The following is a 13,246-nucleotide window of genomic DNA, read 5'->3' as shown; positions in this document are numbered from 1 at the left end:
ACCGAAATAACGGCACGCAGCGATGATTATTTAGGGCGGAATGCCAAAACCGGGCTTTCGTCTGGTCATTACCTCGGCCGCCCGAAATGATACAGAGCATTCTGGCCGAAATCAGCCAGGAAAGACGTATCCATCTGTATCCGTCTCTTGCGCGCGACGAACGCGTTTTCCTGCGTTTCCCGTCAGGCCGCAGCCTGTTCCGACGGGGTTTCGCCGCGCCCGGCCGAACGCAGGGACGCAACAGTAGCACGCGTTTTGTTACTTCCCCATTCCAGTGGGGCGCATACGACAATTCCGTTAAAAATCGACATTCGTGCTCCGCGTCGCAACGGCCTGTTGTAAGCGGGCGAAGAGGCGCCGCAGGCTGCCCGAAGCACAGCTCTGCCGTACGGGGCCCGTGCTATACTCCGACGCTCATTGGGGAGTAGCCGCCCCGTTTCATGTCCGCGCAACGGTTCGGTCAGCCCGAACAGCGAGCGCAGCGCGCATGAATCACGGGGGCGCCTGTCAACAGACTTGGCCGTATGGCCATGGCAGACGCAGCCTCTGGCCTGGCGAGACCGATGATCCACCACCGCCGCTTTAGGGCCCGGCGCGTCGTGGGTCGTCGCTCGCACACATCTCGGCCCGGGGAATCAATAAAAACGTGGAACAAGCTTTTCTGATCTCGACCGGCGCCGTCGCGCTCGCTGAAATCGGCGACAAGACGCAACTACTCTCGCTGGTCCTCGCCGCGCGCTACCGCAAACCGCTCCCCATCATTCTCGGCGTGCTTGCCGCGACGCTCATCAATCATGCGGGCGCCGGCGCGCTCGGCGCGTGGCTCGGCTCGCTCGTCACGCCGACCGTGATGCGCTGGGCGCTGGCCGCTTCGTTCATCGGCATGGGCCTGTGGATTCTCGTGCCCGACAAGCTCGAGGACGAGGAAGCGAATACCAGCCGCACGCACTTCGGCGTGTTCGGCGCGACCGTGGTTACATTCTTTCTCGCCGAAATGGGCGACAAGACGCAGATCGCGACCGTCGCGCTCGCGGCGCGCTTCCACGAATTCTTCGGCGTCGTCGCGGGCACGACGCTCGGCATGATGATCGCGAACGTGCCGGCCATCCTGCTCGGCGACCGCTTCGCCCACAAGCTGCCGACGAAACTCGTGCACGGCATCGCGGCAATCATGTTCGTCGTGCTGGGCGCAATGGCGCTGCTGGGCATCGGCGTTTGACGATGCGGGCCGCATCGAGTGCGCGGCGCCACTGAACAAGAAAGCCGCATCGCTCACACGATGCGGCTTTTTTTCTCGCGCGAGAACGCGCTTATTCGATGGCCTTCGGCGCTTACTCGACGGTCTTCGCGCCCGACGCCGGAGCCGGTGGCGCCGCGCCGCCCGCCGCGACCTCGTTCGGCGCGCCGTCTTTGGCGTTCAGAGGAATCTTCACCGTGCGCACCGCGCCGTTGCTCAACGGAAAATCGGACATCGCGCTGCGCGCGAGAAAAGGCATCGCGGCGAACAATGACGACTGCTCGTCCGTATTGCGCGCCGTCACGTTATAGACCTCCTTGCCCGATGCGCGCTCGGTGATGCGAATGCCGAGCAGGTGCGTGTACACGGGATAGCTCTGGTTCACATAAGTAGGCGGGAACGGACCCCACGGGCCCCACGGATCGAATGGCCTTCCCCAGTAGTACGGGCCCGGCCACGGGTTGTAGTAGTAGACGGGCTGCGCGACGGTCACGGTATCGGAGCGCATGCCCCACGCAAGCGCCACCAGATAGCGCGCGTCGCGCGCATCGGCTTGCCGGAACGCATGCAACGCGAGTTCGTTCGCGACGATCTGTTCGTACGTGGCCTGTTCGAGATTGTTCTTCTGCTCCGGCGCGCGCGTGAATGCGTAAGTGCGCGTCGCGTCGCTGCCGTTCCAGTCGGAAAAGGCCGTCACCTGCGTCGTGACATAGGTCGTGCAGCCCCCCAGCAGCGTGGCGAGCGCCGCCAGCGCGAGTGCCGCGTGGCGGGTCAATCGGTCGAGCTTCATGGTCTACCTCGTTGATATCGTCGCCCGCGTCTGCCGCGCGAGCGGCCCGATAATACGCTGACCCAGGCGGCCGGTAAAAAGTTCTGTCCGCACGATTGGCCGAGGCTTTGTACAATGGTCCGACCCGCCCGGCCTGCGCATGACGCTCGCCGGCTTCGAGCTTCCTTCCGTCACGACACCATGGCCGATACCGAAACGCCTCAAGTGATCCGCCGCGCCGACTACGCGCCGCCCGCCTTTCTCATCGATACCGTCGCGCTCGAATTCGATCTGGTGCCCGAGCGCACCGTCGTCAGGAATACGATGCGCATCCGCCGCAATCCCGATGCCGTGCGCGCCACGCATCTCGAGCTGATCGGCGAGCAACTGGAATTCGTCGACGCGTCGCTCGACGGCAAGCCTCATGCAGGCGTGCACGCGCACGAACATGGCCTGACCGTCGACAACGTGCCCGACTCGTTCGAGCTGACGGTGACGGGCATCTGCAATCCCGCCGCGAACACCACGCTCTCGGGCCTCTACGTATCGAGCGGCAACTTCTTCACGCAGTGCGAAGCGGAAGGCTTCCGTCGCATCACGTGGTTTCTCGACCGTCCCGACGTGATGGCCACCTACACCGTGACGATGCGCGCCGACAAAGCCACATATCCGGTGCTGCTCTCCAACGGCAATCTGCTCGAACAGGGCGATCTGCCCGACGGCCGCCATTTTGCGCGCTGGGAAGATCCGTTCAGGAAGCCGAGCTATCTGTTCGCACTCGTCGCGGGCAAGCTCGTCGCGCTCGAAGAACGCGTGAAGACGAGTTCCGGTAAGGAAAAGCTGCTGCAGGTGTGGGTCGAGGCGCACGATCTCGACAAGACCCGCCACGCGATGGATTCGCTTATCCACTCGATCCGCTGGGACGAAGAGCGCTTCGGCCTCGAACTCGATCTCGACCGCTTCATGATCGTCGCCGTCAGCGACTTCAACATGGGCGCGATGGAGAACAAGGGCCTCAATATCTTCAACACGAAGTACGTGCTGGCCAATCCCGAAACCGCGACCGATACGGACTTCTCGAATATCGAAGCCGTCGTCGGTCACGAATACTTCCATAACTGGACGGGCAATCGCGTCACCTGCCGCGACTGGTTTCAGTTGAGTCTGAAAGAAGGGCTGACCGTATTTCGCGACCAGGAATTTTCTGCGGATATGGCAAGCGGCGGCAGCTCCGGCCAGGATCAGGCAGCGCGCGCGACGAAGCGCATCGAAGACGTACGCGTGCTGCGTCAGATGCAATTCGCCGAAGATGCCGGTCCGATGGCCCATCCCGTCCGCCCGGAAAGCTATGTCGAGATCAACAACTTCTACACGATGACCGTCTACGAGAAAGGCTCGGAAGTCGTGCGGATGTATCAGACGCTGTTCGGACGAGAAGGCTTCCGGCGCGGCATGGATCTGTACTTCAAGCGCCACGACGGTCACGCGGTGACGTGCGACGACTTCCGTCACGCGATGGCGGACGCGAATGGCCGCGACCTCGCGCAGTTCGAGCGCTGGTACAGCCAGGCGGGCACGCCGCGTATCACAGTCGCAACGAACTACGACGCCGCGCAAAAACGCTATGCCGTGAAGCTCACGCAGGGCTTCGGCGACGCATCGCCGGCCGCGCGCGAAACGCAGAAAGGTCCGCTGCTGATTCCGTTCGCGATCGGCCTGATCGGCGCGGACGGCCAGGACTTGCCGCTGCGCCTCGAAGGCGAAGCATCGGCGTCGCCGCAATCGACTCGCGTGCTCGAATTTACCGAGACCGAGCAGACCTTCACGTTCGTCGATGTCGCCGAAAAGCCGCTGCCGTCGCTGCTGCGCAATTTCTCGGCGCCCGTCGTCGTCGAATACGACTACACGGCCGACGAGCTCGCGTTCCTGCTCGCGCATGACAGCGATCCGTTCAACCGCTGGGAAGCCGGCCAGCGACTCGCGACGCGCGAGCTGCTGACGCTCGCCGAGCGCGCGGCAACGGGCAAGACGCTGGAACTCGACGATACCGTCGTCGCCGCGTTCGCCCGCGTGCTGAACGACGAGACGTTGTCGCCGGCGTTCCGCGAACTCGCGTTGATGCTGCCGTCGGAGGCGTATCTCGCCGAGCAGATGGACGAGTCGAACCCGTCCGCCGTGCATAGCGCGCGGCAGTATGTGCGCAAGCGTCTCGCATCGGCGCTCAAGATCGACTGGCTCGCCATCTACGAACGGCATCAGACGCCGGGCGCGTACGAGCCCACGCCGAAAGCGGCCGGCCATCGCGCGCTGAAAAATCTGGCGCTCGCCTATCTCGCGGAACTCGACGATCCCGCCGATGCCGTGCGTCTCGCGAAGGCGCAGTACGACGCAGCGGACAACATGACGGATCGCGCGTCGGCGCTCTCGGCATTGTTGACGGCCGCGGTATCGAACGGCGGCGCGGCCGCCGCGGACGCGCTCGACGACTTCTATCGCCGCTTCGAGAACGAACCGCTCGTCATCGACAAATGGTTCGCGCTGCAAGCGATGCAGCGCGGCACGAAACAGCGCCCCGTGATCGACATCGTGCGCAAGCTGATGATGCACCCGGCATTCAACCTGAAGAACCCGAACCGCGCGCGCTCGCTGATCTTCAGCTTCTGCTCGGCGAACCCGGCGCAGTTCCACGCGGAAGACGGCTCGGGCTACACGTTCTGGTCCGAGCAGGTGATCGCGCTCGACGCGCTCAATCCGCAGGTCGCCGCCCGTCTCGCGCGAGCGCTGGAACTGTGGCGGCGCTTCACGCCCGCGCTGCGCGAGCAGATGCGCGCCGCGCTGGAGAAGGTCGCGGCTCACGCGAAGTCGCGCGACGTGCGCGAGATTGTCGAAAAAGCTTTGGTCTGATCCTTGGTATCCGTGGCAGTCAAAAGCCGGCACACGTGCCGGCTTTTTTTCGTCGGGTCATCTGAACTTGCTGTCGCCAATCGGCTTGCATTAGTCCGTTCAGCCAGGTGGTGTCCTGTCCGGCACAGCAAACGCCTCGCTCAAGCACCCTTCTTCGGTTTTCATTAACCTGCTTCAACATTGAGCCGGCAATGGGCCGCTCGCGACGCGCGTCCCGGCATGCGATCGTCGCAAAAGCCGCGCCGTCGATCTGCCGCAGGTCTACGCGATTGAAAGCACGCTTGAAAGCAGGCGGCTATGCGCCCAAGATCCGTATAGTTCATAAAGTCACGGAACCCGCACATCGAAAGGTTAAAATCTGGAAATTCCCAAGCCTCTCCGGAGTACAGCAATGTCTTTGCAACGTCGTACCACTCTCACCAAGTATCTGATCGAGCAGCAGCGCGAAAACAACAATCTGCCCGCTGATCTGCGTCTGTTGATCGAAGTCGTTGCGCGCGCGTGCAAGGCCATCAGCTATCACGTCAGCAAGGGCGCGCTCGGCGAAGCGCTGGGGACGGCCGGCAGCGAGAACGTCCAGGGCGAAGTGCAGAAGAAGCTCGACATCCTGTCGAACGAAATCCTGCTCGACGCCAACGAATGGGGCGGCAATCTCGCAGGCATGGCGTCGGAAGAGATGGAACAGTTCTTCCCGATTCCCGCGAACTATCCGAGGGGCGAATATCTGCTCGTGTTCGATCCGCTCGACGGCTCGTCGAACATCGACGTGAACGTGTCGATCGGCACGATCTTCTCGGTGCTGCGCTGCCCGGACGGCCAGCAGCCGACGGAGCAATCGTTCCTGCAGAAAGGCACGCAGCAGGTCGCGGCGGGTTATGCCGTCTATGGTCCGCAGAGCGTGCTCGTGCTGACGACGGGCAATGGCGTCAACTGCTTCACGCTCGATCGCGAGCTGGGCTCGTGGGTGCTCACGCAAAGCGACATGCGCATCCCTGTCGAGACGCGCGAGTACGCGATCAACGCGTCGAACCAGCGCCACTGGTATGAGCCCGTCCAGCAGTACATCGGCGAGCTGAACGCAGGCAAGGACGGTCCGCGCCAGGCCGACTTCAACATGCGCTGGATCGCATCGATGGTCGCCGATGTGCATCGCATCCTGAGCCGCGGCGGCATCTTCATGTATCCGGCCGACAAGCGCGATCCGTCGAAGCCCGGCAAGCTGCGTCTGATGTACGAAGCGAACCCGATGGCGTTCATCGTCGAGCAGGCGGGCGGCGCTGCGACCAACGGCGAAAAGCGCATTCTCGACATCCAGCCGAAGAGCCTGCATGAGCGCGTCGCGGTGTTCCTCGGCTCAAAGAACGAGGTGGATCGCGTGACGCGCTATCACCTGGAAAAGAAAAGTTAAGAAAGCACTTGCCAACTGAATAAACGGCACTCTATAATCTTCCTTCTTCGTTGCTGACGTCCAAAACGAACGCAACAACGGCGCCGGAATAGCTCAGACGGTAGAGCAGCGCATTCGTAATGCGAAGGTCGGGGGTTCGATTCCTCTTTCCGGCACCAGCAGATTCAAACAAAAAGCCCAGTCCTCGCGACTGGGCTTTTTGCTTTTCTGCGGAAACTTTCTGCCGAAGCGAATCACCAGCTCCATCTCACGCCCACGTTCCCGCCCACGACACTCCGATGTGATCCGTTCACATTCATCGTGTATGCAACCCTCGCGAATGCGCTCGCGCGCCTGCTTGCCTTTGCAACCACCCCGATATCGAATTGCAGCGCAGTCGCCGCATCGCTGACGGAAAGCGCCGTCGGACCCAGCGTCGCGTAATCGGTGCCGCCGAAGTTGCGCCACAGGTTCACAGTCGCGAAAGGCTGGAACGCAGCGCCGCCCTGCTCGAACTGTCCTTGCACGCGCGCGCCGATCCGCCCGACGACGCTGTTCGCCGCATGAAACGATACGTTCGATACACCATCGTTGAGATCATCGAGGCCAACGTGCTGCACGATCAACTGGATCTGCGGCTCGACACTCAGGCCCGCAGACAACGGAACGGGAAAACCTCCTTCGATCGAGGCCCCTATTTCATAGCCGTTCGTCGATGTCGAAATGCCTTCGTTCGACGACGGCGATACCGACAATGAACTGCCGACGATCACGGCATCCGTGTACCAGCCGCCCGGCCCGATATGCGTCCAGTACGCGCCCGCTCCCGTCGAGTTGATCGACAGATGCCCGGCGGCGAAATCGGGGAAGCCCAGCGCGAAACCATTGACGTCGCCCGTCGCGCGCACGAAGGAAAAGAACACGCCGTAGTGATTGCGATGGCCGTCGGGTGTGCCGTCAGCGTACAGGTCATGGCCCGCCTGCACGCCGCCGATCGTGCCGCTGAACGCGGGCTCGACGGTGCCGCCGCTCATCACTTCCGCATGTTCGCCCCACGCGCGCACCCACGCCGCGGGCAGCGTGCCCGTCTCGTTCAACAGCATCTGCGCGCCTTGCCGCTCGTGAAACGTGCCCATCTGCTCGACGCCGAGCGCTCGCGCGACGACGGGTACGGCGGCATAGACGGGCGCTTCCATCCGATACAGCGGAATCGGCGGCGAGCCTGGCGGTGGTGGCGGCGGCAACGCCGGCGTGCCGACAGCGGGCATCGGCGCCGGCTGGGGTGGAGGCGGCGCAGGCGCAGGCGCAGGTGCAGGTGCAGGTGCAGGTGCAGGCGCAGGTGCAGGTGCAGGCGCGGCAACGCTGGAACGCAGATACCAGTTGTCCGCAGTACCCGCATCGACGCCGCCCTTGAACAGATAGTAGACGTACGCGCCCGCCATCAGCGGCGACGACAACGTGAATGCGCTCGCTGCCGTCGTTCCGCCGTTGATCGCCTGAACGACGAGGATGCCATTCGTGTTCGTCGCGCCGCCGCCTCCACCGACATTCGTCACGCCGATCGCCGTGCTCCCCGTCGCTGCGCCTTGAGAGATGACGAGCCTGTCTGACGGCGAGCCGTCGCCGCCCAGCAGGCTTTGCAGCAGCAGGCGTCCGTTCATGCCCGCGTAGTTACCGTTGATCACAAGCGTATCGCTCGTGCTTGATCCGCCGTTGGTCAGGTCGATCGTACCGGCATTGATGACCGTGACGAGTTGCCCCGCGACCGCCGGCGAAATGGGCGGATCACCGAGCCCGCCTGCGAACAGCGTGCTCGTCGAATCGACGTTCAGCGTGCCCGTGGCCGTGCCGCTGTCGCCGAGCGTGAGACCGCTCTTGTCGAGCGTCAACTGGCTGTCGTTCGTGAGATTCACGGTCTCCCAGCCAACGATCCGCGACGACCCACCGAGCCGGCTGTTCGACAGCGTCAATGCGTCATTGCCGGGTCCGCCGTCGAGCGACGTGAGCTTCGCCACGTTGCTGTCGGCGATGCCCTGCAGCGTCGCCGTATCGTTGCCCGCGCCGAGTGTCACGGCGCCCGCGATCGTGCCGCCCGACCAGACGAACGTATCCTCGCCGCCGCCCGTCGCGATGCCCTGGCCGACCGCGCCACCGCTGATCGTCGCCGTATTGTCGCCATCGCCGAGATCGACGCTGCCCGTCGTCGAGCCCGCCGTCATCGTGAACGCGTCGTTGCCCGCATCGGTACCGACGGCCCGCAAGCCGCTGAGACTGCCGGTGTTGACGATCGTTATCGCGCCAGTGCCGTTCGACAGGATCGCGGCGCTCGCAGTGCTGGCAATCGACCCCGTGTTCGTCACGGTCGCCGGGCCGCCGAGCGTGATGCCGTCGCTTAGCGCCTCGATCGTGCCCGCGTTGGTGAACGTGCCGCCGCCATTCGCGATGATGCCGTTCGCCTGACGGCTGATGACGCTGGCGCCCGCCTCGTTGTTGAACGTCACGCTGCCGCCGATGAACGCGCCGAGGCCGCCCGCGCCGCTCACCGTGATCGAGCCTCTGTTGGTGATGGCACCGGGCGTTGAATCCACCGAAACAATGCCGTGCGCGTTCGCGCCGGATACGGCGATCGCGCCGTTGTTCGCGATCGTGTTGTTGCCCGTCGAGCCCACCGCGCCGCCGCTCGCGAAGATGCCGTGCGCGTTGGGGCCACTCGTCGCGATCGTGCCGTTGTTGGTCAGCGTGTCGTCGTGCGTGAGCGCGGCCATCCCATTTGAGCCATCGCCCGTCGTCGCTATCTGTCCGTTGTTGGTCAGCGTCCCGCCTCCCGGGCTCAAAAAATCGTGCATGCCGACGGCGTTGTTGCCAGCCGTATGGATGACGCCCGTCGTGTCGTTCAGCATCGTCACGGCGGCCGCGCTGTTGAACATGCCTTCCGATAGCGGGCTGATCGTCGAGATCATGCCGCGATTGACGAGCACGTTGCGCCCTGCGCCCGTACCCTGCGCGGAGATGCCATCGAAGTCGTTGGCCAGCACGTTCAGCGTGCCGAGATTCGTGACCGTGCTCGCATCGCGCACGAGCACAGCATTGCCCGTGCTGACGTCGAGTTCGGCGCCGGCCTGCACGTTCACTGTGACATTGACACTGCCGGGCAACGCCACGACCGGCATCGTCGAAGGGTTCGGAGATGCGGAGCTGCACGTCGCGGTTTCGCCCGACGCCGGCGCCGTGTTATCGCATGCGGCAAACGCGACGTCATAACGCAGCGCGCAGATAAAGCCGAGCGCCGAGGAAACCGCGCGCCACAACAGAAGAGACGAAGAGCGCAGCCGCATGCTTGACCGATAAGGTTAGAAATTATCGCGCGCCTCAGCAGATGTTCGAAGCGACGCATGAACATCGGGCCTCTGCTTTGCCGCGCGCATTTCTAAAACAGGATACACAATAAGCTGTGCAACACAAGACGCACCCTGTTAACGCTTTGCACCAAGCGTTAATTAAGTGTTGCGAATCATTCATGCGAGAATAGAACGTGCAATTACCGTTCGCTGTATTTCCGACGACCCCTCGTATATCCGCAGAATGCGCGCATCTCGCACGAGCCGCTCCAGCGGCATCTCGCGCGTGAATCCATAGCCGCCATGCAACTGCAACGCGGCATCGGTGACGAATGCGGCCATCTCCGATGCGTAGAGCTTCGCCATCGACGCATGCTGCGTGAACGACTCGCCTGCCATACGCCTTGCCGCCGCCTGCAACGTCAGCAGCCACGCGGCTTCGAGACGCGTCTTCATATCGGCGATCGTCCATTGCAAGCCTTGCTTGTGCGACAGAGGCTCGCCGCCGACATGCCGCGTCTTCAGCCATTCGACGGCAAGCGCCAGCGCCGCTTCTGCAATGCCGATGCTCGTTGCCGCGACATCGAGCCGGCTGTTGTCGAGCACTTTCATCGCCGTGCGAAAGCCGCTGCCTTCCGCGCCCAGGCGATTCGCAGCGGGCACATGGCAATCGAGCGCCACTTCATGTGCCGGCGCGCCGCGTATGCCCATCAGTTTTTCGGCGGGCGCAACGTCGACGCCCGGCGTTTCCCGATCGACCACGAATGCGCTGATGCCGCGCGTGCCCGCATCGGTATCCGTCTTCGCGTACACGACGATAAAGCCCGCCGCGTCCGCGTTCGAGATGAAGTGCTTGACACCCGTGATCCGATAGCCGTCGCGCTCGCGTGTCGCGCGCGTGGCCATGTCGGCGGGATTCGAGCCGGCGCGCGGCTCCGTCAACGCAAAGGCGCCGAGCTTGCGGCCCGAAGCCGCATCGGACAGATAGCGCCCTCGCACGTCATCGTCGCCGCCGATCAGGATCGAGTCCGTCGCCAGATAGTGCGCGCCGATCATCGACGACGTCGATGCGCATGCCTTCGCGATCTCCACGAGCGACAGCACGATCGCAACCGCGGACGCATCCACGCCGCCCCAACGCTCGGGCACATTCATACCCATGACGCCGAGCTCGGCGAGTTGCGCGACATAGCGCGTGGTCGACAGTTCATCGCGATCGACGTGTGCGGCACGCGGCGCAAGTTCACTTTGCGCGAAACGCGAGATTGCATCGGCGATCTCCAGATCACTGTCCTCGATACCCAGGCGCTTATGCATGGTCACGCTCCTCGTTGCGAAATGCGCTCTCCTCTTTCGATGCACCTGAGCCGAACGCGCCACGCTCGCGCAACGAAACGATGTCTTCCGCGTCGTAGCCGAGTTGCTGCAACAGCGCTTCGGCATGCTCGCCAAGCGCCGGCGCAGGCGATACACGATTAGCCTCATACGCGGAAAACTTCACCGGCTGCGAAGGCAGGCGCGCCGCGTGTTGGCCTTCGCGCTGCACTTGCGTCAGCAGCGCGCGATGGGCCGCGTGATCGCTTTCCAGCGCTTCCTGCAGATTGCGAATCGGCGCGACGGGAATGCCCGCGTCACCGAGCGTGCGATTGACTTCGTCGACAGTGCGCGACGCCGACCACGCTTCGATCGTCGCGCGCAGATCGGCTTCGTGAATGCAACGCGACGCATCGCTGGCGAAGCGCGGATCGCTCGCGAGATGCGGCGCGTCGATGGCATGCGCGAACGTGCCGAACAAGCGGTTGTTCAACACCGCGACGACATAGAAGCCGTCCGACGCGCGATACGCGCCGAACGGCGCCGACGACGGATGGCGGTTGCCGACGCGGCGCGGCGCGATTCCCGTTGCCGCATAACGCGCGACGAGCGTCGCGCTCATGCCGAGCGTCGCATCGAACATCGACACGTCGACATGCGTCCCCTTGCCGCTCCGCTCGCGCGCGAGCAGTGCCGCGAGCACGCCCCACGACGCAAAGAGACCGCTGACGGCGTCCGATACCGATTCGCCGATCATCGTCGGCGGTCCGTCGGGCGAGCCGGTTGCGTCCATCAGGCCGCACATCGCTTGCAGGATGATGTCGTATGCGGGGCGATGCGATTCGGGTCCCGTTTGACCGAAGCCCGACACGCTTGCATATACGAGCGACGGATTCACGTCGCTCAACGCGGCATAACCGATGCCGAGCTTGTCCGCGACGCCCGGCCTGAAGTTCTCGACGACGACATCGGCATCCGCGCATATTGCGCGCGCAAGCTCGCGCCCCGCATCCGTTTTCAGGTCGAGCACGATGCTTCGCTTGTTGCGGTTCATCGCGGCGAACAGACCGCTCTCGCCGTCTTCGGTGAACGGGCCGACGGCGCGATAGTCGTCGCCTGCGGGCGGCTCGATCTTGATCACATCGGCGCCCAGATCGCCGAGCAGCGCAGTGCAATAAGGGCCCGCGAGCACGCGTGAGAAATCGATCACGCGCAGCCCTTCGAGCGGCAGATTCGAATGGAACATCGACGGCTCCTTCCATCAGGGGTTCGATGCACCGATTCTCGGCCTGCACAGGCTATCAAGTAAAATATCGAATCAAATTAGCACCTATAGGATTTTCCGATGCGCGTCTCGTTGCGGCTCCTGCGCTATTTCACGGCGACAGCGGAAACAGGCAGCACGACAGCCGCGGCGAAACAGCTGAACGTCTCGCAGCCATCCATCTCCGTTGCGATACGCGAACTCGAATCGCTGTTCGACGACACGCTCTTCACGCGCGAATCGGGCGCGAAGATGACGCTGACGCGCTTCGGCGTGCGCAAGCTCGCGGAGGCGCGTCAACTGCTGAACGCCGCCGCATCGTTCGAAGCCGACGACAGCGGCGACGCGACATCGGGGGAAGTGCAGATCGGCGTCTTCAGCACGATTGCGCCCGTCTATCTGCCCGCGCTGCTGCGCATTGCGCGCATGCGCTTTCCGGACCTGTCGATACGGTTCGTCGAAGGCGATCTCGTACAGCTCGAAGAAGGATTGCGCAGCAGCCACATCGAACTCGCGCTGATGTACGACGTCGGCCTGCCCGCCGATATCGAACGCGAGTGTCTCGCGGAACTGAAGCCCTACGCGCTCGTGCCCGCCGCATCGAAGCTCGCGAAGAAAGCGGGCAAGCTATCGCTGCACGAGCTCGCGAAAGAGCCGTTGATCCTGATCGATCTGCCGCACAGCCGCGAATTTCTGATGGCGCCGTTCTGGCAATGCGGGCTCGCGCCCGAAGTGCGCTATCGGGCGACGTCGCTCGAACTCGTGCGCAGCATGGTCGCGCAGGGCCTTGGCGTGTCGCTGCTGATCACGCAGAGCGAGACGGCTTCGTCATCGACGGGCGCCATCGAGCGGCCCATTCGCGAAGAGACCATACGTCAGCCACTCGTGATCGCGCGGCCCGCGCGCGCGTCGCGCACGAAGGCGTCGGAACTCGTCGCGCAGTGCATGCGCGACGCAGTGAACGAGGCAATGTCCGCACGCGCGGGACAGATGCGACGCCGCTCGCGTGCGTAAAGCACGCGGCGCGGAAACG

At 63.7% G+C, this 13,246-nt stretch carries 8 protein-coding genes, 1 tRNA gene and 1 riboswitch; of the genes, 5 read left to right on the top strand and 4 right to left on the bottom strand.

The genetic code is table 11. The features are described 5' to 3' along the window. Window positions 1–407 precede the first annotated feature (407 nt). A riboswitch (yybP-ykoY riboswitch) is annotated at window positions 408–591 on the top strand. A gap of 55 nt (window positions 592–646) precedes the next feature. Further along, a complete protein-coding gene (locus tag AABE10_RS07890; protein WP_342932712.1) occupies window positions 647–1,219 on the top strand; it encodes a TMEM165/GDT1 family protein in 573 nt (190 codons plus the stop codon). 112 nt (window positions 1,220–1,331) lie between these two features. Here the strand turns inward: AABE10_RS07890 and AABE10_RS07885 are convergent, their stop codons facing one another. Continuing rightward, window positions 1,332–2,027, bottom strand: a complete 696-nt coding sequence (locus AABE10_RS07885; protein ID WP_342932711.1) for a DUF4136 domain-containing protein — start codon at window positions 2,025–2,027, stop codon at window positions 1,332–1,334. A gap of 180 nt (window positions 2,028–2,207) precedes the next feature. On the opposite strand from AABE10_RS07885, the gene pepN reads away from it, so the two are divergent. The 3 genes from pepN (at window position 2,208) to AABE10_RS07870 (ending at window position 6,476) form a co-directional block, all read left to right on the top strand. Beyond that, window positions 2,208–4,910, top strand: coding sequence for an aminopeptidase N (gene pepN / locus AABE10_RS07880; protein ID WP_342932710.1), 2,703 nt, complete (start codon window positions 2,208–2,210; stop codon window positions 4,908–4,910). A 391-nt stretch (window positions 4,911–5,301) separates the two neighbouring features. Beyond that, on the top strand, window positions 5,302–6,318 hold the full coding sequence (locus AABE10_RS07875; RefSeq protein ID WP_342932709.1) for a class 1 fructose-bisphosphatase: 1,017 nt from the start codon (window positions 5,302–5,304) through the stop codon (window positions 6,316–6,318). 82 nt (window positions 6,319–6,400) lie between these two features. Further along, window positions 6,401–6,476 (top strand) — tRNA-Thr (locus tag AABE10_RS07870). A gap of 75 nt (window positions 6,477–6,551) precedes the next feature. Here the strand turns inward: AABE10_RS07870 and AABE10_RS07865 are convergent. The 3 genes from AABE10_RS07865 to AABE10_RS07855 all read right to left on the bottom strand — a co-directional run bounded on the left by AABE10_RS07865 (window position 6,552) and on the right by AABE10_RS07855 (window position 12,195). Beyond that, window positions 6,552–9,458 carry an autotransporter domain-containing protein gene (locus tag AABE10_RS07865; RefSeq protein ID WP_342932708.1) on the bottom strand — a complete coding sequence of 969 codons (2,907 nt, stop codon included), beginning with the start codon at window positions 9,456–9,458 and terminating at the stop codon, window positions 6,552–6,554. A 354-nt stretch (window positions 9,459–9,812) separates the two neighbouring features. Continuing rightward, window positions 9,813–10,952, bottom strand: a complete 1,140-nt coding sequence (locus AABE10_RS07860) for an acyl-CoA dehydrogenase family protein (protein WP_342932707.1) — start codon at window positions 10,950–10,952, stop codon at window positions 9,813–9,815. Beyond that, window positions 10,945–12,195 (bottom strand): CoA transferase, encoded by a 1,251-nt coding sequence (locus tag AABE10_RS07855; protein ID WP_342932706.1) that lies wholly within the window; start codon window positions 12,193–12,195, stop codon window positions 10,945–10,947. Before AABE10_RS07855 ends, AABE10_RS07860 begins: the two co-directional genes overlap by 8 nt. A gap of 99 nt (window positions 12,196–12,294) precedes the next feature. On the opposite strand from AABE10_RS07855, the gene AABE10_RS07850 reads away from it, so the two are divergent. Further along, window positions 12,295–13,227: a LysR family transcriptional regulator gene (locus tag AABE10_RS07850; protein WP_342932705.1), complete on the top strand. Its 933-nt coding sequence runs from the start codon at window positions 12,295–12,297 to the stop codon at window positions 13,225–13,227. The last annotated feature ends 19 nt before the right edge of the window (window positions 13,228–13,246 follow it).

It is taken from the genome of Paraburkholderia diazotrophica (assembly GCF_038900755.1).
GTDB lineage: Bacteria > Pseudomonadota > Gammaproteobacteria > Burkholderiales > Burkholderiaceae > Paraburkholderia > Paraburkholderia diazotrophica_A.
Note: the sequence above shows the minus strand (reverse complement) of the source record. Positions and strands in the feature narration are given on the sequence as shown.

Excerpts from the sequence above, each read along its gene's own strand:
- pepN (WP_342932710.1), top strand. The coding sequence starts at position 2,208 with ATGGCCGATACCGAAACGCCTCAAGTGATCCGCCGCGCCGACTACGCG.
- AABE10_RS07860 (WP_342932707.1), bottom strand. The coding sequence starts at position 10,952 with ATGCATAAGCGCCTGGGTATCGAGGACAGTGATCTGGAGATCGCCGAT.
- AABE10_RS07885 (WP_342932711.1), bottom strand. The coding sequence starts at position 2,027 with ATGAAGCTCGACCGATTGACCCGCCACGCGGCACTCGCGCTGGCGGCG.
- AABE10_RS07875 (WP_342932709.1), top strand. The coding sequence starts at position 5,302 with ATGTCTTTGCAACGTCGTACCACTCTCACCAAGTATCTGATCGAGCAG.
- AABE10_RS07850 (WP_342932705.1), top strand. The coding sequence starts at position 12,295 with ATGCGCGTCTCGTTGCGGCTCCTGCGCTATTTCACGGCGACAGCGGAA.
- AABE10_RS07855 (WP_342932706.1), bottom strand. The coding sequence starts at position 12,195 with ATGTTCCATTCGAATCTGCCGCTCGAAGGGCTGCGCGTGATCGATTTC.